The sequence below is a fragment of the Ensifer sp. EB106-03-01-XG145 genome, assembly GCF_058792075.1.
In genome coordinates, this window is sequence record NZ_JBYTEC010000001.1 from 663,369 (window position 1) to 683,268 (window position 19,900).

A 19,900-nucleotide genomic window follows, 5' to 3' on the forward strand; every position below is an offset into this window, starting at 1 on the left:
AAAATCCGGGCAATTTTCTTAATGGGCGCCGGGGAAAACAAGAGCGCCCAATCGGCTGTATCATTCGGGGATAGATGATGAAGTCTCTCGGCAGTATTCGGCGGTCCTTTGCCCCCTGGGCGGATCCCGCTTCCAAGCCATTCATTTCCGTCAAGAACGTGACAAAGCGGTTCGGCGATTTCACCGCCGTCGACGACCTTTCGCTTGATATCTACACACGCGAGTTCTTTGCGCTCCTCGGCGCGTCGGGCTGCGGGAAGTCGACGCTCCTGCGCATGCTTGCCGGCTTCGAGCAGCCGACGTCGGGTGAGATCATTCTCGACGGGCAGAGCCTCGCCGGCATCCCGCCCTACCGGCGGCCGGTCAACATGATGTTCCAGTCCTACGCGCTCTTTCCGCACATGACGGTCGAGAACAACATCGCCTTCGGCCTCAAGCAGGACGGCATGCCGAAAGCGGATATCGCTGCGCGCGTCGCGCAGATGCTGAAGCTGGTGAAGCTCGAAAAGTTTTCCCAGCGCAAGCCGCACCAGCTTTCCGGCGGCCAGCGTCAGCGCGTCGCGCTCGCCCGCTCGCTTGCCAAGCGGCCGAAGGTGCTGCTCCTCGACGAGCCGCTCGGCGCGCTCGACAAGAAGCTGCGCGAGGAAACCCAGTTCGAACTGATGGACCTGCAGCAGGAACTCGGCCTCACCTTCGTCGTCGTGACGCACGACCAGGAGGAGGCGATGACCATGGCCGACCGCATTGCGGTGATGAGCCACGGCAAGGTCATCCAGGTCGCGACCCCGGCCGAGATCTATGAGGCGCCGAATTCCCGTTTCGTCGCGGACTTCATCGGCGACGTCAACATTTTCGAAGGAGCAGTCGGCGGGGCTGACGGCGGCTACGTGCGCCTTGAAGGCACCAACGGCTTCCCGATCCGCATGGCGTCGCCCGAAAGACCGGCTACAGGCGGCAAGTCCGCCGTCGCCGTCCGCCCGGAAAAGATTCGTGTCAGCCGCCAGCCGCCGGCACACGCGCCCGTCAACGCCGTCCAGGGGGAGATCTGGGATATCGGTTATCTCGGCGACATGACCGTCTTCCACGTGCGCCTGAAGGACGGACGCGTGATCAAGGCGTCGTCGCTGAATGCGGTGCGCGCGGTTGAGGATCCACTCGGCTACGACCAGGAGGTCTGGATTTCCTTCGGCGAAGACGCCGGCGTCGTTCTGAAGGATTGAGACCATGACACGCGTCGCATCCGCTCTCTTCAGCCGCCTCGTCATCATCATCCCCTATGCCTGGCTGCTGTTTTTCTTCCTCATCCCCTTCTTCATCGTCTTCCGCATCTCGCTGTCGCAGACGGCAGTGGCGATGCCGCCCTATACGCCGGTCTTCGATCTCTTTGGCGGCCTGTCCGGAATCCTTGAAAAGGCGCGGGAGTTCTCGTTCGACAACTATGTCTGGCTGACGGAAGACGTCCTCTACTTCAACGCCTATGTATCGAGCGTCATCATCGCGGCGGTTTCGACTGTCCTGACGCTGCTGATCGCCTATCCGGTCGCCTACGGCATGGCGAAGGCACCGAAGACCATTCGGCCGACGCTCTTGATGCTGGTGATCCTGCCGTTCTGGACGAGCTTCCTGATCCGCGTCTACGCCTGGATCGCGATCCTGAAGCCCGAGGGCCTGCTCAATCAGTTCCTGATGAGTATCAACGTCATCGACCAGCCGTTGATCATCCTCAACACCAACTGGGCGATCTATATCGGCATCGTCTATTCCTATCTGCCCTTCATGGTGCTGCCGATCTATTCGTCGCTCGAGAAGATGGACCACACCCTGACCGAAGCGGCACTCGACCTCGGCTGCACGCCGTTTACGGCCTTCTGGCGCGTGACCTTCCCGCTCTCGCTCGCGGGCGTCGTCGCCGGCTGCCTGCTCGTCTTCATCCCGGCGGTCGGCGAGTTCGTTATCCCCGACCTGCTCGGCGGCTCGGAAACGCTGATGATCGGCAAGACCCTCTGGAACGAGTTCAATGCCAACCGCGACTGGCCGGTATCCTCGGCAGTGGCGACGATTCTGCTTCTGATCCTGGTGCTGCCGATCGTCTATTTCCAGAACGCGCAGGCCAAAGCCGACAGCGAGGGGAAGTAGGAGATGGGCACCTGGTCTCGCTTCAACATCGCCTCGATCGTGCTCGGCTTCGGGTTCCTCTACCTGCCGATCGTGCTTCTGGTGATCTTCTCGTTCAACGAGTCGAAGCTTGTCACGGTCTGGGCGGGCTTTTCGACCAAATGGTACACGCAGCTCTGGCACAATCAGGCGCTGCTCGATGCCGCCTGGGTGACGATCCGCGTCGCACTGATCTCGGCGACCTGCGCGACCGTGCTCGGCACGCTCGCCGCATTGGCGCTCGTCCGCTTCACGCGCTTCCGTGGTCGCATGCTGTTTTCCGGCATGGTCTACGCGCCGCTCGTGATGCCCGAGGTGATCACCGGCCTGTCGCTGCTGTTGCTCTTCGTCGCGATCGGCCTTGACCGCGGCTTCTGGACGATCACGCTGGCGCACATCACCTTCACCATGTGCTTCGTCGCCGTGGTCGTGCAGTCACGGCTCTTAAGCTTCGACCAGTCGATCGAAGAGGCAGCGCTCGATCTCGGCGCCACCCCGGTCCGCACCTTCTTTGCGATCACGCTGCCGGTTATCGCGCCGGCAGTGTTTTCCGGCTGGGTGCTGGCCTTCACGCTGTCGCTGGATGATCTGGTGATTTCGAGCTTCACGACGGGACCGGGCGCCACGACGCTGCCGATGAAGATCTACAGCCAGGTGAGGCTCGGCGTGACGCCGGAAATCAATGCGATCTGCACGATCCTCATCGGCATTGTCGCAATCGGGGTCGTCGTTGCCTCCATCGTCACCAAGCAGCGCGAGGCGCAGCGCGAGCGAGACGAGCGCGCGGCCTTTGCGCAATCCGGAGCGGGAGAAGCTCCACGCTTGGCGTGAAGCGGCTTTTGTCCGTTATGAACCGCAAGCCAACGGCCAGTGTCTCGACGCCGGCCGTTTTCAGTTGGGTTCGCCGAGGACCGACAGGGGCGAGATCACCGCATTCGGCCAGGACCCGCCGACGAAGAAGCGCAGCCTTTGTCCGGCATTGAGCGTGTCGATGAACGTGCCGGCGAGCGCCAGGCTGCCGGTGCGATAGGGAATGACGCCATTGACCGAGAGACTGCCGGTTTGGCCGGTGAAAAGCGCCTGGTTCAGCCGCGCCGACCCCTGGCCGAAACTGGCTTCGATGTCCGCCGTTTGAAAGGCGAAGCTGCCATCGCTCGCCTGAGCCAACGAGAAGAACTCTCCCGCCCTGACCAGGTCCGCAAAGGCGTTTGCGTCGAAACCGGAGAGGGTGCCGTTGGCGAGCGAGAGCCTGATGCGGCCCGAAGCCTCGGCCGCCTGCTCAGTCCAGAACGGATGCTCGGTCACCAGGTCGAAGTTGACGTTGCCGCGGCCGGACGGGATCGGGCCGGTAAACCCGAAGTCCGCGAGTGCTGCGGCGAGGTCGGCATTTTTCAGGACAAGTTCGAGTTTGCCGCCCTTTGCCAACCCGGCTTCCGAGACGGCGATCCGGCCACTGAGCCGGCCATTGGCATAGGTGCTGTCGGCGATGTCGATGGAAGCGCGCCCATGGTCGATGATGATGCCGGCCGCCACATCCACAAGCCGCAGCGGGCCGACCAATGCCTCCTGCGCCGACAGGCGGACATCGGCACGCCAGGTCCGCGCGAAAGCGTCACCGAGCTGCTTGGCGATGTCGTCAGGCTCCACCGGCAATTGATCGATGAGGGGTTGCAAACCGTTGAGGCCGATGCGGTCGAAGGCGAGCGTGCCCTCAATACGGGGCGTATCGTTGGCTGGCGTGGAGACGTCGAGAACACCGGTCGCGTTGGCGCCGCCCAGAGCAAGCTGCAGATCGTCGAGTTTCAGGGAGCGATCACCTGTCGTGACATTGGCGCTGAGGTTGAAACTGCTATCGGGCAGGGCACGCTCGGCTTTGCCCTCGAACCAGGCCGCCAGCGTTTGCAGGGATGCCGTCGAAAGCTGGAGCCGGCCCGAACTGATCGGTGTTTGTGAGAGACTGCCGACGCCTTCGAAAGAGAGGTTCAATGGCGTTGAGGTCAGCGATGTCCTGAGCGTCGTATCGCGGCCGGCAAGAAGCGCCAGCGGTTCGTTGCAGTCGAGCGTCCAGGTCACCAGCTGTCCACCAAGGCTGCCCGAGAACTGGGCGCCCAGAGGCTCGGAGAAGGACGGCCACTTGACCGTTCCGGAGATGCCGGAAAATTCACGGGTCTGATTGGTAATGAGATCGATGACCTGCAGGCGTCCGTTTTCGACCGTGACGTCACCGAAGGGCGTATCGTCGCCGGAGGTCGATCGCTCCGGCACAGTCAACCAGTGTGGGCGTTGCCAGTTGAGCGTGCCATCCGTCCGCCTTTCCAGCGTGACGACCGGCTCGATCAAGCGGATGTCCTCGAGGTCCGGGTCGCCATCGATGGCTGAAAGCAGGCTGAAGGACGCGGTTATGCTGCCGATATGCACGAGCTTGCGCGATGTGCCATCTGCCGTCTCGATCGTCGCGGAGCGCAGGATGAGGGTCGGTTCTGGCCAGAAGCTGATCTCGGGATTGCCTGTTATCCGGCTTTTCCCACCTGACCAGGCGTCGAGCATGTGCTCCACCGTCGGGCGCACGTCGGCGGTCGAAATCAGCAGAGGCAGTGCGGCATTGTAGGCGACAGCAAGCCCCACTCCGATCGCTGCGGCCCACAGGAAGTGGCGACGGCTGAGCCGCGACCGCAGGCGTGCGTCGCGCATCTTATGCAGGAAATTCCGTGTCATGTCTGCCCGGTCGCCATCGCTTGGATCTCGCATGTTGGATAGGCCTTCGGTCTTCAGAAATCAAATGCGACGGACAGGAAACAGACAGGTAAATGTCGCCGGCGCGATGCCGAGACGACTGCAGGTACTGTTTATTTTGCGATGCAGCATGGTATAGAGAGCATGGAGTAGGAGTGGAGGAAAGCATGCAAGCAGAGCAGCCGTTGTGGGTTCCGAGTCCCGAGATCCGTGCGCATAGCCCCATGGCTGAATTCATCGCCTGGTGCAGCGAACGCTTCGGCAGAACCTTTGCGGATTATGACGCGTTCCATGCATGGTCGGTGGCCGAGCGTGGTGACTTCTGGACCGCCGTCTGGGAGCATTGCAACGTCGTCGGCGAGCGTGGCGCGACTGCCCTCGTCAATGGCGACCGGATGCTCGATGCCCGTTTCTTCCCCGAAGCGAAACTGAACTTCGCGGAGAACCTGCTTCGCGAAACCGGCGATGGCGATGCGCTTGTCTTCCGCGGTGAGGACAAGGTCGACTACCGCCTGTCGTGGAATGATCTGCGTGCTTTGGTGTCGCGACTACAGCAGGCGCTGAAAGCGCAGGGCATCGGCCCGGGCGATCGCGTCGCGGCGATGATGCCGAACATGCCGGAAACCATCGCGCTGATGTTGGCGACCGCCTCGATCGGGGCGATCTGGTCGTCCTGCTCTCCCGATTTCGGCGAGCAGGGCGTTCTCGATCGGTTCGGCCAGATCGCGCCGAAGCTGTTCATCGCCTGCGACGGCTACTGGTATAACGGCAAGCGCCAGGACGTCGACGCGAAGGTGCGCGCGGTCTCCGCGAGCCTTGCAGTGCCGGCGCTGATCATACCCTATGCCGGCGACAGCGCAGCGCTTGCGGCCTCGATCGCGGGCGGCAAGACTCTCGGAGATTTCATCGCGCCGTTCGAGGCGAAGGCGCTGACGTTCGAACGGCTTCCGTTCAGCCATCCGCTCTATGTGCTGTTTTCGTCGGGCACGACGGGTGTTCCGAAGTGCATCGTTCATTCGGCCGGCGGCACCTTGCTGCAGCACCTGAAGGAGCACCGATTCCATTGCGGCCTGCGCCGCGGCGAAAACCTCTTCTACTTCACCACCTGCGGCTGGATGATGTGGAACTGGCTGGTCTCGGGCCTGGCGGTCGGCGCCACGCTTTGCCTCTTCGACGGCTCGCCCTTCTATCCCGACGGCAACGTGCTCTTCGACTATGCCGCCGCCGAGAAGTTCGCCGTGTTCGGCACCTCGGCCAAGTACATCGATGCGGTCCGCAAGGGCGGCTTCGTGCCGGCCAAGACCCATGATCTCTCCACCCTGAGGCTGCTCACCTCCACCGGTTCGCCCTTGTCGCCGGAAGGCTTCTCCTTCGTCTACGAAGGCATCAAGTCGGACGTCCAGCTCGCCTCGATCTCCGGCGGCACCGATATCGTCTCCTGTTTCGTGCTCGGCAATCCCTTGAAGCCGGTCTGGCGCGGCGAGATTCAGGGGCCCGGCCTCGGATTGGCGGTCGACGTTTGGAACGACGAGGGGCAATCCGTGCGCGGTGAAAAGGGCGAGCTCGTCTGCACCAAGGCGTTCCCGTCGATGCCGGTGATGTTCTGGAACGACCCGGAGGGTGCCAAGTATCGCGCCGCCTATTTCGAGCGCTTCGACAATATCTGGTGCCATGGCGACTTTGCCGAATGGACCGAACATGGCGGCATCGTCATTCACGGCCGCTCCGACGCGACTTTGAACCCCGGCGGCGTGCGCATCGGCACTGCGGAGATCTACAATCAGGTCGAGCAGATGGAGGAGGTCGCAGAAGCCCTCTGCATCGGGCAGGATTGGGAAGACGACGTACGCGTCGTTCTCTTCGTTCGCCTCGCATCTGGTATCGCGCTCACCGACGATCTGACCAAGGCGATCAAGAACCGCATCCGCATCGGCGCGTCGCCGCGCCACGTGCCGGCGAAGGTGATCGCGGTCGCCGACATCCCCCGCACCAAGTCGGGCAAGATCGTCGAGCTTGCCGTTCGTGACGTCGTGCACGGCCGTCCGGTGAAGAACAAGGAGGCGCTCGCCAACCCCGAGGCGCTCGACCTTTTTGCCGGGCTCGAGGCCCTTAAAAATTGAGGGCGCGTTAACTTGTTGGCGCTCCCCGAATTAACCACGCCTTCAGACTTGCTGAAAAATCACTAAAATTGCGGAGCCGCCTGGTAAGGTCTTGTTAAGAATTGGGGGCGCATGGTCATGTCAACTTGAGGCCGGTCGATGTAAGTCGGCGCTCGGCAGCGATGCCGCCGCAGACATGATGTCATCCCTTCTCGAGCACTTGTTGGTTTAGCATTCGATTATCGAGGTGGCCTCCCAGCCACCTTTTTTTTATGCCGTTGCTGCCGTCAGAAACTCGCAGGGCGGGCTTCCCGATACCTATCAGGATCGGCCTTCGAGAGACCGCGACACGGCAATGACCGGGATCATGCCGGCGATGACGATGATCATGGCGGCGACCGAAGCATCCTCCACCTTCGCTCGCGAGGCGTCCTCGTAGACGAGGGTCGCGAGCGTGTTGAAGTTGAAGGGTCTCAGCATGATCGTGGCGGAAAGCTCTTTCATCGTTTCGATGAAGACGAGCAGGGCTGCAGTCAGAACGGCTGGGCGCATCATCGGCAGCAACACGGTGCGCAGGGTCTGTCCGCCCGTGCGCCCGAGCGCGCGCGCGGCCATGTCGAGATGCGGAGAGAGCTTCTGGAAGCCGGCTTCGAGCGTGCCTTCCGCCATTGTAAGAAAGCGCACGCTGCAGGCATAAATGATGGCAAAGCCGGTGCCGGTCATCATCAGGCCGGTGGAGATGCCGAAGGTTTCCCGCATGCCGGCGTCGATCGCATTGTCGAGAGCAGCGAGCGGAAAGAGCACGCCGATCGCCAGCACCGTGCCGGGCACACCGTAGCCGAAGGAGGCGAGCCGCCCGGCCGTGTCGGAGACGCGGGAGTGCCCGGTGCGCGCCGCATAGGCCAGCACGAAGCCGAGCAATACCGTGGCCATCGCCGTCGCGCCCGAAACCAGGATGCTGTGGAAGAGCGCGTTCAGAAGGCGAGGCTCCACGAACTGGTCGATCCGCTTCAGGGCAAAATTGCCGAGGATGAAGAACGGCACGGCGAAACCGGAGAGGACGGGCAGCAGGCAGGCGAACATTGCCGCCCACTTCTTCCAGCCGGTCAGCGACAGCCGGACGGCGTCGTGGACGGCTGAGGTCGTCTTCTGGCTGGAAAAACGCTGGCGACGGCGTGCGGCCCGTTCGATCATCATCAGGCCGATGACGAAGACCAGCATGATGCAGGCGATCTGCGCGGCGCCCGCAAGACTGCCGCGGTTCAGCCAGGTATCGAAGATCGAGAAGGTCAGCGTCTGCACGCCGAGGAATTCGACGGCACCGATATCGTTCAAGGTCTCCATCGCAACCAGCGTCAGGCCGATCATGATCGCCGGGCGCGCCATCGGGATCTGGATGCGGAAGAACACTTTCAGCGGACCGGCGCCGAGCGTGCGCGCGACGTCCGCAGCCGCCCGTCCCTGCATCAGGAACATCGAGCGGCAGGCGAGGTAGATGTAGGGATAGAGCACCGAGCTCAGCACCAGCACCGCGCCGCCGAGCGAGCGGATATCCGGAAACCAATAGTCGCGGCTCGTCTTGAAGCCGAAGATCAAGCGGATCAGGCTCTGCACCGGCCCGGTGAAGGTGAAGAGCTCACCGAAGGCATAGGCCGCAAGATAGGCGGGGATGGCGAGCGGCAGCACCAGGGCGGCGGAAAGAAATCGGCGAAGCGGAAACTCGCAGCTTGCCACCAGCCAGGCGGTCAGGATGCCGATGATTGCCGTGGTGGCACCGGTCAGCGAAACGAGGAGCAGCGTTCGCCCGGTTGCGCGCGGAATGACGTTTTCCATGAGATGCGGCCAGTTGCCGCCCCCGCCCGAAACAGCGAGCCACGCGATCGCAATGATCGGCATCAGCACGATCACCGACGTCAGGCCGGCCCAGGTCGCCAGGAGAGGATGGGAAAGACCGGTTCCTGCACGTGCAAGACGCCGCTTTGTTCTCTGAGTGATGGACTGCAATCGATCGATTCCGAAGCGAGACGGCAGGAATAGCTAACCGGCAGCCAGCAAACTGGCCACCGTGAGTCAACATTTCCTTATAACATCCGGTCTCAGTTCGCCAAGACGCGTTGTGACGGGAAGGAGATTTCCACCAGTGTGCCTTCGTTCGGCGCGGAGGTGATCGAGAAGTGCGCCCGGTTCGCTTCGGCCATGGCCTTCGTCAGCGGCAGGCCAAGCCCGGTGCCGTCGCCGCGCTTGCGTGCGCCCGTCGTCACCTGTCGGAATGGCTTCATCGCCTGGTCCAGCTCGTTGCGCGTCATGCCGACGCCGGTGTCGCGGATCCGCAGGATGACGCTGCCGTTCGCCTCGTAGGAGGTCGACACGACGATCTGACCGCCTGAGGGCGTGAAGCGGATGGCATTGGCCAGGATGTTGAGCGCGATCTGCTTGATCGAGCGGCCATCGGCGACGACGTTCGGCACGGCTGCCGAAAGCGAGGTGCGGATGATGACGCGCTGGCTGTTGGCCTGGGGCTGGACGAGAGACACGGCCTCGGAAACCGCCTCGTTGATCTCGACGGCGCCGAAGTCGAGCTCCATCTCTCCGGCTTCGATCTTCGAGATATCCAGGAGATCGTTGACGATATCGAGCACATGGCGGCCGGAGCGGCCGATATCGCCGGCATATTCGATATAGCGCGGGTGGCCGACCGGGCCGAAATGTTCACTCGCCATCATGTCGGAGAAGCCGATGATCGCGTTGAGCGGCGTGCGGATCTCGTGGCTGACGCGGGCTAGGAACTCGGTCTTGTGGGCGTTTGCCGTTTCCGCCGCGCGCTTGGCGTTCCGGAGCTCTTCTTCCGTCCGCTTCCACTGGGTGATGTCGCGGATCACGGCGCAGAAGCCGTTCGATGCCGAAAGCCTTCCGATGGTCATGAACAGAGGGATGAAGCCGCCATTGGCCTCCCGCCCGATCACCTCGCGGCCGTCGTTCAGCACGCTTGCGACGCCGTGGCCGGAAAGGCCGTGCAGGTAGTCGATCACGGCCTTCTGGCTTTCATGGGCAAAGAGCGCCGCGAAGGGTTTGCCGCGGATCTCGGCCTCGTCATAGTTGAAGAGCGCGCTCGCCGAGCGGTTCACCGAGCGGATATCGCCGTCATGGCCGAGAACGACCACGCCATCGGTGGCCGTTTCCAGAATGGATTTGAGCTCGTCGATTTCCGTCTTCAGGCGATCGACCTGTTCGCCGCCTGCCACCGCCTCGTCACTCTTGGCCGGCTGGACGCTTGGCGCGCTTGCCGGCGTCAGTGCCAGCATCAGCGCGCTGTTGCCGCCCCAGCGGATCGAGTGCAGGCGCGCGATGACCGGCCGCAATTGGCCGTCCTTGCGGATCAGCGTCATCGTGCCGTCGGGTTCGCCGTCGATCGCCTCTTCGCCGTTGGCAAACAGCGCGTCTATGCCGCCTTCCTGTGCGAACGCGCCGAGATCGCTATAGGCCGTGAGCCGCAGGAACTCCGGATTGGCATGCAGCAATTGCTCGCCGCGATGGACGAGCATGCCGATCGGCAGGCTGTCGAGGATCTCGCCGCTAAGACCGATGTCGGCCGTTTGCTGCTGGACGTCGGTCTCGCTGGCGGCGTCGCGTGTCTCTGCGTCAAGCTCGGTTTCGCTTCCGCTTGCCGCGACAGGTGCTGCGTCCTCAATTTCCGGCTCGTCCGACGGGGGCTGCAGCGAAGCGGTGTCGTCGTTCTCACCCGCAAGGAGGGGCCCGTCTGTTGCCGCGCTGACTGTTTTGCCGCTTTCCGACGCGGCGTCTTCCTCTTCAGGCGGCTTGCCGAAATTCTCGCCCAGTTGCCGGGCGATCTCGCGAAAGGCCGCCTGTTCGCCGCGTGTCAGCCCGTTCGCCGCGCGGTGCTGCTCAAGCTCGACGACCTTGTCGGAGGTTCGCCGGCCTGGTGTCTCGACGACGCGCAGCACCGGGCGCTCGCCCTGGAAGGGATTCGAGGGGGGCGTGGGCTCTTCGACAAGGCTTTCCTCTTCAGGTGGAAGTTCCGTTGCTTCCGGCACGACCGAGAAAAGCGGCAGGTCTTCGGGTTCGGCAGCGCTGCCTTCGCCCGTGATAGTCTCTGTCGCAGGTTCAGGTGCGGGCGACGGTTGTTCTTCGGCCTGCGGTCCGGCCGCAACCCGGCCTTCGGCCTCAGCCTCGCCGGCTGGACTTTCGCTCTCGGCCCGTTCTGGCAGGGGCTCGTCCGTCTCCGCCTCGGTGAGGCCGAGCGCCAGGCCGTTGGCGTTCTCGTCCTCGACGGCATCGGCCAGGCGCACGATGCCGAAACCGCGGAAGCCGTCGAATTCGCGCGAGCGGGAATAGGTGGGTAAAGCCGCAAGATCGACCGGAACCTTGAGGCTCGTGCCTTGAATGGGCCAGAAAATCGTCTTGCCGGACCAGGTGTCGCGTCGCTGCAGCAGCGTGCCGATCTTGTGGTCGCGGTCGAGGTCGTAGCGTACCGCGACTTCGGTGAAGCTTGCGCCAATCACGTCGGCCGCGCGCGGGCCGACCGCGGTTGCGAATTCCTCGGAGATTTCGCTGAAGCGGCCCTCGGCATCGATTTTCCAGACGAAACGCACCGCACGACCGCCGGGCGTGAAGACGAACTCCGCCGGCTCCCCGGCAGCCTTGTCCACTTCGGTGATTTCGGCCGTTTCGTCTTCGGCTGCCTCGACGACAGCCGCTTCGGCAGCGATTTCAGTGGTCTCGACGCTCAGGTCCTCTGCGTCGGGTTCGTCCGCGGACGGTGCAATTGTCGTCTCGTCGGCGGTACTGGACGGCTCCGGCTCGATGACAGCGTCCGCCAGGACGCCCACTTCATCCGTGACCTCGACACCGTTGTCGATCTGCTGTTCGACGTCCGATGCGTCGGGTTCGTCAGCCGTTTCCAACGGCTCGAGCGGCGCCAGGCTTGCGGCCGGTTCGTCGCCCATTTCGTCGGTTGCCAATTCGGCGTCGGTCGCAATCTCGCTTTCGTCCGGACCCTGATCCTGGACGGGCGGCAACACCGGCGCTTGCTCGGCTGCAGGAGAGTGTTCCTCGGGGTCGAGAGTGCCGAGAATGGTCTCGACGGCAAAGAGCAGGTGCAGCGACGGATCGTCGGCGATCTTGCCGACGGCTGCCGGCAGATGGCCCTTGCGGGTGGCGACCGGCCGTTTGATCAGCCAGTCGTGGTCGCGCGAGACCGCGACGACGAGTTGCTTGCGCGTCTCGTCCGACATGCCGAGGTCGGGAAAACCCGAGGAATGCGCGACAACGGCGCCCTCGCTGTCGAGCACGGCCATGTGGGTGTCGGGGCCGTCCAGGCCGGCGATCATGCGTGCGGCCCGATCTTCGATCGAAAGCGGTGCGCCTGCATGCGGCGCGGTGAAGAGCACGGCATCCTCGTCCGGCCGAACGCGGATCATTTCGACGGCGACATTGAGCGGCGTGCCGCGAAAGCCTGAGTACTTGCGGATCGAAAGCTGGCGGCGATCGCCGACGCGCACGAGTTGCGCGGCTGCGGCGCGCAACTGGCGCAGCGAAAGATCGTTCTGTTCCGGTCCTGCATCGATGAAGTCATAGATCGATCCGGCACCGAAGAACGCGGCGCCCTGATCGTTTGCCCAGAGGATGCGTGCGAAGTCCCGCGAAAACAGGATCGCCGCATCGCCACGGGCGAAATGCTCTCGCACCCGCGCATGCACGGCGATGTCGATGAAAGGATACTGTCTCGCGGGCATGAACGGGCCTATTGACGGATCGCTTACGGGTTAACACTCTATTAATACCCGGCGGATCCGCGGGGGTCCAGCGAGGCCCGAAGCTTCGTCCCGGCTTTCACCGCGAAAGGTTAATGCCCGGGTTTTTGTGCGCTGCACAATTTTATTGCAATGCACAAGGAGATCGACTATATAGTGCGCATCAAGCAACGGCGCCTCAGAAGAGGGCCTGACACCAAGGAGCGCTTTCATGGCTACCAAGAAGACCGACGACGTATTTTCCCTTTCCTCGTTCGACCCGGCGAAGATCACCGACAGCTTCCGCGATTTCGCGGAAAAGGGTGCCGCCCAGTCGAAGGAAGCCTATGCCAAGATGAAGACCGCCGCCGAAGAGGCGACGAAGACCGTCGAAGCCACGCTTGAAAGCGCTCAGACCGGCACCGTCGAAATCGGCCTCAAGGCGATCGACGCGCTGCGCACCAATGCGGAAAACTCGCTCTCGCACATGGAAGCGCTGCTCGGCGTGAAGTCGCTCTCCGAGTTTGTCGAACTGCAGACGAGCTTTGTCCGCAAGCAGGCCGAGCTTGCCGTCGAGCAGGCCAAGTCGATGCAGGAAGCGACCAAGAAGGTTGCCGAGAACGTCGCAAAGCCGGGCAAGGAAGCTGCCGAAAAGGCAATGTCCTCCTTCAAGAAGGTCTAAGCCGACCGACTGTGCTGCCTGGCGGGGAGCGACAGACCCTTGTCGCCACCGGATCTGCCGGGCGCGCCAAAATCCAAAAAGACCGGATGGGTTGCCATCCGGTCTTTTTGCAGGATAATCTCAAGTTAAGGCTTGCAAAGCGACGGAAGTCTCCGTATGTGAGCCGCCAAGCGACACACATGTCGCGAGCAGTGCGGTTGTAGCTCAGTTGGTTAGAGCGCAGGTTTGTGGCACCTGAGGTCGTAGGTTCGATTCCCACCAACCGTACCATTTCCTTCTTATCTCATTGATATTGAAGCGCTTGCGTAGCAGCCATCGCCGCAAACATCGCGCGCTCAGAACAGCTTGGCCATCGCTCTCAGCGCCACCACGTCATCGACGCCATTCTGGTAAAGCTCGAACAGCCGGACTGCCAGCTCCTTGGCCTCCGATGAGCGGCGCGGAAGATTTCTCTCTCGTATCGCATCCCTGAAGACGTCTTCGATCTTGATGAATTCACCCGGCAGGATTGGCCGGCCCGTAACAGCGACAAGCATCGTTCCATCCTCCTTCCTCAAATCCGTATGCGAACCGCTTCTGGGGCGGGCCGCCTGTTCATCGCGGTCGCCCTGAGCCATCGCACAGGGTTTTTCCGATGGAGCAGAAACGCAGGAAGACAACTCTCTGTTCCTGCCGCTGCGCTACCCAAATCGGGCTAATCGGCTGCATGGCTGCCGCCCGAGGTGGATGAGAGACGGTCCAGTTGGGCCAACTGCCTATGGCGGGTCTCAGGCGTGAACAGGCAAGCCGCAGACCGACCGCAGACTGAATAGACATTGGGGCCATCCGCCGGTAAAATTTTGAGAAAGGATTCTCGGAAGGCGCCGCAATCCATGGCCAACGAATCCATCAAGCGCAGACTCGCCGCCATCCTGGCTGCTGACGTCGTCGGCTACAGCCGGCTGATGGAGCGTGACGAGACGAGCACCTACACGCGGCTCATGGCGCGGTGGAAAGAGGTGCTGGAGCCGCTCGTCGCCACCCACCAGGGCCGGGTCTTCAAGACGACAGGGGACGGCGTGCTCGTCGAATTCTCCAGCGCCGTCAATGCCGTCGAATGCGCCGCAGCACTTCAGCGGGAAATGATGGCCGCAAACAGGGATGTCCCGGCGGATCAGGCGATCGTGCTTCGCGTCGGCGTCAATATGGGCGATATCATGGTCGCCGACAGCGATCTCTATGGTGATGGCGTGAATGTCGCGGCCCGGATCGAGGCGCTCGCCAGACCCGGCGGCGTCGCCATCTCGGATGGTGTTCATGAATATATGCACGGCCGCATCGACCTCCACTTCACCGACAGCGGTCACCACGAGGTCAAGAACATCGAACGCCCGGTGCACATCTGGAGCTGGTCGCCGGACGAGTACGCGGGCGCTTCTGTCGAGGTCGTCGCCGAAACTCCGCCGCAGCTACCGGCTCGGCCCTCGATCGCCGTGCTGCCGTTCGACAACATGTCCGGCGATCCGGAGCAGGGTTATTTCGCCGACGGCATCACCGAGGACATCATCACCGATCTCTCGAAGGTTTCCGGCCTCTTCGTCATCGCCCGCAATTCCTCCTTTGCCTACAAGGGCAAGTCGCCGGATATCCGCAAGGTGAGCCAGGAACTTGGTGTGCGCTATGTTCTTGAAGGCAGCGTGCGCCGCGCCGCCAACCGCATCCGCATCAACGCCCAGATGATCGACGGCACGACGGGCGGTCATCTCTGGGCCGAGCGCTACGACCGCGGCATCGAAGACATTTTCGAGGTTCAGGACGAAGTGACCCGCACCATCGTCACGGCGCTCAAGGTGAAGCTGACGGCCGGCGAGGAAGAGCGACGCGAAAGCCGCGGTAAGGTCGATCCGGAATCCTATGATCTGCTCGTCCGGTCCCGTCAGGCCATTCTGCGGTTCGATGCCGTGTCGTCAGCGGAGGCGCGCAGCATGCTCGAGCGCGCTATCGCCATCGATCCGGGTTTGGCAGCCGCCTACGCGTCCCTCTCGATCATCGCCTTGACCGATTTCATCAACCGATGGAACGGCGGGACGGTGGACAATCTGGAGCGTGCCTTGGAACTGGCGCAGAAGGCTGTTGATACCGACGACAACGAGCCGCATGGCTATCACGCGCTTTCAATCGCGCTCTGCTGGATGCGGCGTTTCGATGAGGCCGAAAGCGCCGCCCAACGGATGATCAAGCTCGATCCCAATTCCGCCGGTGGCCATACCGCCCTCGGCACGATCCGGGATTTTCAGAGCCAGTTCGAAGACGCGCTGCCGTTCTATACGCGGGCGCATCGGCTCGATCCGCAGTTCGACCTGTCGCTGCATTTCCTTGGGCGGACCTTGCTGAACCTCGGCCGTTTCGACGAGGCCGAGATCGCCTTCATGCGCCGGCTGGCGCTGGCGCCGCGATCCGACATGACGCGCTTCTATCTCGCCTGCCTCTACGGTCGCACCGGGCGTCACGAGGAGGCTCGGCGCTATTGGCACGAGGTGTTCGAGGTCAACCCGAATTTCTCCATCGACCACCTCAAACGGGCCTTGCCCTATCGGGACCCTGCCGTGCTCGGCCGCCTGGTGGATGGACTACGGGAAGCCGGCATTTCCCTTTAGATGCGACACCGGACAGCATGCGTTCTGAGACGCTCTGATCCATCGCTTCTGGACCATCGCTCATTAACGAGGGGAGGGGCGCGTGTCAGGAAGTCCATGCGGCCTTGCCGGGGTAGCGTCCCGTGGCACGATTCACCGTTTACTGCTTGCTCGCGAGCCAATGTGGGACCATTCTCAGGTTGATCCTGGCTATACGCTAAGACGAGAGGTCAGGCCGTGCGATGCTGTGCGGCCTCTTCTTTATTGGTCCTTCGGACGAGGAGGTTGACCATGTCTCCACAATATCAGGACCATCCGTTACGACTGGGCGACCAGGCTCCGAACTTTGTGCTGGATGCGATCTCACGCGAGGGCAAGATCGCCCTTGATGATTTTCGCGGCCGTCGCCCATTGTTGGTCGGGTTGTATCGGGGCCTGCTATGTCCCTTCTGCCGTCGCCATGTTGCGGCAATGGCACAGTTAAACCCGGCCCTGCGCGAAAAAGGCGTGGACTCTCTGGCGGTGGTGAACACCCCGGTCGAACGCGCGCGGCTCTATTTCCGCTATCATCCGATACCCGGCCTTCTTGCTGCATCCGACCCGGAGCGGGCGTCACACCGCGCCTTCGGCTTACCCCTCCTCGAGTTCACGGAGGAAGAAACCGACTGGCCACACAAGGTCGGAATGGACCTGGTCAAGACGATGCGGGTCGATCGGCCGGGGGAATTGCCTGAACCGATGGACCCGGCGGCCGCCGGTGACCTTCTGAGCGAAAAGGATGGGTACGAAATCACAGACGCCGATCAGCAGGTGAGGACACCCGGTCATATGCAGCTTGTCGGCCATTTTCTGCTCGATCGAGAAGGTGTGGTGCGCTGGAGCTTTACAGAAGTTGAGGACCAAGGTCAAAATATGTGCCAGGCGCTCAATCCCAAGGAACTGATGGCGGCCGCTTCACAAGTCGCACATTGATAGCGAAAATTCGCTCGACGAGGCCGCCGGGTTGCCGACGCGCGATTGTGGCGGATTTCTCCGATTCAGGCGTGTCAGACGAAGATCTGATGTTCCGCCGTCACCAGTTCCTGCAGGAAAGCCACGACTGTGCGCACGCGCACGAGCTCGCGGGCGCTTTCGTGATAGGAGGTCAGTAGGCGCGGCGGATGGGCGTCAGCCAAGCGGCGCGATGAGCGGTGGACCTTTTGTGACGAGCTTTCACCAGAAAATTCCATAGAATGTGATGTAGATTATGACCCCAAGGGAAATCGCAAGCGATGACCGGATCATGAAGTCAACGAATCTGAATTGATATCCGAAGCTTCCAATGTACGATCTCATGGTTTTCTTCCTTTCTTATTTTGTTTGTGATCGACTATAGCCGTGCTCTGGCCATGTTCGGCAGTTTGTACTTCTCCTCCGAGGGTGGGCCCAAGGTGTTATTTGATTAAATGGAAACAAGCGCCTTCCCGCGAAATAGGCGACATTATTCCGAGCTGCCGGGCTTACGTTTCTGTTTGCAATAGAATGCCCGTGCGGCTGTCAGCAGCGCCTCTTCGTCCAGTGGGTAGAGGCGGAACTCGGTCATGAGAAATTGCGCCAGCCGCTGAATTTGTTGGCCCTGCCGCGATATTCCGCACTCAGCACAAGCCGCGTCAAATACGCGCCGGAGCACGCCAATTTCGGTCTCACTCAATGCCGGGACGATATCATCGGAGTACCCGTGCATAGAGCCTCTCTTTCAATTGTTGAACATCTGCGGGTGCCCCGGGGCGCGTCGCGTTTAAACGGCCTCGTGCAACGCGCTTCGACAGTTTGATTTCACGCGTGTCGCTATCGCCAAACCGCTGCGCACTTTTTGCGCGACATGCTTTAGGGCGTGTTGAGAGTACGCAGAGCCCGCGCCGCATTCTTTTGGCTGAGCCCCGTCATCGTCCATGAACCGATCCTTGCCGGCACGCCCGTGAACACATGGTAGATGGTGTACGACCTGTCGCATTCGACGCGGCGTCCGTATTGATAGAGCCTCATGGATCTGTTGGGCGCCCCGCCTTCCGATTCCCATACACTAATGGCGAGTGCGTGTTCTTCGTCGCTATTTTTCATATCGCGTCCCTAACCTCGGTTTCGGTGTGTGTTCCAATGTTCAAAGCCGTCTGTCTCTCTGGATGGCTTCCTGAAGAAAATCGTCTGAACAGCACCGATGCATCCTTACTTCTGTGATGAGGGCGATAGGTTTCGGTCGCATAGGCCGACATCTTCGTTCGACTTTTGGGGCTAACTGACGAGCCAAGCGGCAAACGCCGTTACCCATCGAATTGCTGTCTCTCCGATTTGGGCGAGAGGGAGATTGCGTGCCTGTCGCGGTCCACTGCGATGAGGCCTTCAAGCTCCTCAGGATCGATGGCAACAAGTCGCATTTGGTATTTGTTCTCGACCGTCGCCGGCAGCTTGATGAGGGTCGCCACGCGGCGATAAGCCAGCCAGGAGATGCCTTCAATCAACTCCTCGTCCTCATCAACTTCGTAGTCGCCCGGGGCCACCATCTCGCAGAGGCCTGGCATCCAGAACGGTTCATCGAAATGGACGGTTCGGTATTTCGTACGGGTAAACATACTGCCCCCTTTCTTATGGCGAACGCCGTTCGCAAGGTTCAGCCAAATCGGGCTGGTCTGGCGCCAATGCAGCGCGAACAACTGCCGTCAAGGATCGATGATTGGTGAGTTTGGCGGTCTGGAGCCTCTGACGAAGCAAAAAGCCAAGCTGGCCTAAGAACGACGTTTAATCTGTATCCGATGATTGAGGCTTTACCAAGATATTTTGGGAGTATTAGACGGACTCATGAAAAAATTCTGGAGAATTCGACGTCAGTTGATATATATAAATCCAGAGAAAGATCAAGAATTATGTATTTCTATAAATATTAGTATCAATAATTAAATATCGAATATTTCACATTAACATCGATTATTGATTGTTTACATTGACGTTTTTAAAGCGCAAACTGGAAAATCTGGATTGCCATTGGCTCATGGTCCGAGCGCGGGCCTGTAACGATCCCGATAATCACCTGATTAGAGGGAGCAAAGTCATGACACTCGATCGAATTTTTGAATGGACAAGACCCTACGCCATTGGTTTAGGCATTGGGCTTTTCGCGGCGCCGATTGTCGGTTTCAATGCTGGATGGCTTACGACCACGACTGCCAGCACGCGGGCGGCGGAAACCGCTCAGGTGGATGCATTTGCGGGCATCTGTTCAAGCGCAGCAGGACGAATGGCTACTGCCAGAAGCACGGACCTCGCTGCAATCAAAGGCTTCGACAATCGTGCGAAACGCGATGAATTCGTAGCCGCAATCATGACCGATATCCAAGTTCCGGCAGGTCTCGTAGGCAAGGTCGGTACGAATTGCAGTCGCTCATTGTCCTGAGTTGCTGTGGACGCCGTGCACTGGCATCGCAACCAAAATGAAAATTAGGAGGTCGCCGTGAGGAACTTTACTCTCGCTCGATTCTATACGTACGATTTCACCCGACTGTTCGTCGCGCTTGGGTTTACGCTCGCGATAGCCGTGATTGTCTATTCCGCGCTGTTTGGAAGCATCTTTTAGTCGTGTGGATGGCACATGGGCCTTGGTTCCGTATGGAGCCCTGACTGGCACTTCTGGTCGTCTCGTCGCTCATGTGCTACGTACGGTTTGCCTGTCGCCGCGAGGACGCCATCCTCGAGCTAAGCTGGTGCGCGCCGAGGTCTCGGCGAGCGCTAGCTGTCAGCGCAGGTGCGTGCGGTCGGCGAGCAGCGTGCGAATGATCGCGTCAGCATCGCCTTGGAGTGTTCTCATCGGCGGGCGGAGGGGGTGAGATTTTGCAT

Annotated in this window: 14 protein-coding genes, 1 tRNA gene and 1 pseudogene; 9 read left to right on the plus strand and 7 right to left on the minus strand. The window is 61.3% G+C overall.

All coding sequences use genetic code 11. The annotated features are described in order from the left end of the window. Positions 1-77: 77 nt before the first annotated feature. From AC3WWH_RS03230 to AC3WWH_RS03240, 3 genes are read left to right on the plus strand one after another with little or no spacing between them, the layout of a single operon-like run. Positions 78-1,220 (plus strand): ABC transporter ATP-binding protein, encoded by a 1,143-nt coding sequence (locus tag AC3WWH_RS03230; protein ID WP_057250995.1) that lies wholly within the window; start codon positions 78-80, stop codon positions 1,218-1,220. A 4-nt stretch (positions 1,221-1,224) separates the two neighbouring features. Continuing rightward, complete coding sequence (locus tag AC3WWH_RS03235) at positions 1,225-2,136, plus strand: ABC transporter permease subunit (RefSeq protein WP_057250993.1); 912 nt, start codon at positions 1,225-1,227, stop codon at positions 2,134-2,136. A 3-nt stretch (positions 2,137-2,139) separates the two neighbouring features. Further along, complete coding sequence (locus AC3WWH_RS03240; protein ID WP_058320475.1) at positions 2,140-2,985, plus strand: ABC transporter permease subunit; 846 nt, start codon at positions 2,140-2,142, stop codon at positions 2,983-2,985. Between the two features lie 60 nt (positions 2,986-3,045). On the opposite strand, the gene AC3WWH_RS03245 is transcribed toward AC3WWH_RS03240, so the two are convergent. Next, the gene (locus AC3WWH_RS03245; protein ID WP_058320541.1) at positions 3,046-4,869 is read right to left on the minus strand and encodes an AsmA family protein; all 1,824 of its coding nucleotides are present in this window, start codon (positions 4,867-4,869) and stop codon (positions 3,046-3,048) included. A gap of 185 nt (positions 4,870-5,054) precedes the next feature. Between AC3WWH_RS03245 and AC3WWH_RS03250 the strand changes: the two genes are divergently transcribed. Beyond that, positions 5,055-7,007, plus strand: a complete 1,953-nt coding sequence (locus tag AC3WWH_RS03250; protein ID WP_058320474.1) for an acetoacetate--CoA ligase — start codon at positions 5,055-5,057, stop codon at positions 7,005-7,007. A gap of 300 nt (positions 7,008-7,307) precedes the next feature. Here the strand turns inward: AC3WWH_RS03250 and AC3WWH_RS03255 are convergent, their stop codons facing one another. Then, positions 7,308-8,882, minus strand: a complete 1,575-nt coding sequence (locus AC3WWH_RS03255) for an ABC transporter permease (RefSeq protein ID WP_245299033.1) — start codon at positions 8,880-8,882, stop codon at positions 7,308-7,310. A gap of 200 nt (positions 8,883-9,082) precedes the next feature. Continuing rightward, a complete protein-coding gene (locus AC3WWH_RS03260) occupies positions 9,083-12,739 on the minus strand; it encodes a PAS domain S-box protein (RefSeq protein WP_058320472.1) in 3,657 nt (1,218 codons plus the stop codon). 229 nt (positions 12,740-12,968) lie between these two features. On the opposite strand from AC3WWH_RS03260, the gene AC3WWH_RS03265 reads away from it, so the two are divergent. Both AC3WWH_RS03265 and AC3WWH_RS03270 read left to right on the plus strand, forming a co-directional pair. Then, positions 12,969-13,418, plus strand: coding sequence for a phasin (locus tag AC3WWH_RS03265; protein WP_057250983.1), 450 nt, complete (start codon positions 12,969-12,971; stop codon positions 13,416-13,418). Positions 13,419-13,611: 193 nt separating this feature from the next. Continuing rightward, positions 13,612-13,688, plus strand: a tRNA-His gene (locus AC3WWH_RS03270). A gap of 65 nt (positions 13,689-13,753) precedes the next feature. Here the strand turns inward: AC3WWH_RS03270 and AC3WWH_RS03275 are convergent. Next, on the minus strand, positions 13,754-13,954 hold the full coding sequence (locus tag AC3WWH_RS03275) for a hypothetical protein (protein ID WP_143032880.1): 201 nt from the start codon (positions 13,952-13,954) through the stop codon (positions 13,754-13,756). 336 nt (positions 13,955-14,290) lie between these two features. Between AC3WWH_RS03275 and AC3WWH_RS03280 the strand changes: the two genes are divergently transcribed. Both AC3WWH_RS03280 and AC3WWH_RS03285 read left to right on the plus strand, forming a co-directional pair. Continuing rightward, on the plus strand, positions 14,291-16,054 hold the full coding sequence (locus AC3WWH_RS03280) for an adenylate/guanylate cyclase domain-containing protein (protein WP_057250979.1): 1,764 nt from the start codon (positions 14,291-14,293) through the stop codon (positions 16,052-16,054). A gap of 270 nt (positions 16,055-16,324) precedes the next feature. After that, entirely contained in the window at positions 16,325-17,005 is a 681-nt protein-coding gene (locus AC3WWH_RS03285) for a peroxiredoxin-like family protein (RefSeq protein WP_057250977.1), read from the plus strand. A gap of 74 nt (positions 17,006-17,079) precedes the next feature. On the opposite strand, the pseudogene AC3WWH_RS03290 reads toward AC3WWH_RS03285, so the two are convergent. The 3 genes and pseudogenes from AC3WWH_RS03290 to AC3WWH_RS03300 form a co-directional block, all read right to left on the minus strand. After that, a pseudogene (locus tag AC3WWH_RS03290) lies at positions 17,080-17,195 on the minus strand (LysR family transcriptional regulator); the annotation flags it as partial. A gap of 318 nt (positions 17,196-17,513) precedes the next feature. Continuing rightward, positions 17,514-17,756 (minus strand): hypothetical protein, encoded by a 243-nt coding sequence (locus AC3WWH_RS03295; RefSeq protein WP_057250975.1) that lies wholly within the window; start codon positions 17,754-17,756, stop codon positions 17,514-17,516. Between the two features lie 577 nt (positions 17,757-18,333). Continuing rightward, a complete protein-coding gene (locus AC3WWH_RS03300; RefSeq protein ID WP_058320540.1) occupies positions 18,334-18,642 on the minus strand; it encodes a hypothetical protein in 309 nt (102 codons plus the stop codon). A gap of 476 nt (positions 18,643-19,118) precedes the next feature. Here AC3WWH_RS03300 and AC3WWH_RS03305 point away from each other — a divergent pair, with 476 nt between their 5' ends. Next, positions 19,119-19,460 carry a hypothetical protein gene (locus AC3WWH_RS03305; protein WP_057251108.1) on the plus strand — a complete coding sequence of 114 codons (342 nt, stop codon included), beginning with the start codon at positions 19,119-19,121 and terminating at the stop codon, positions 19,458-19,460. The last annotated feature ends 440 nt before the right edge of the window (positions 19,461-19,900 follow it).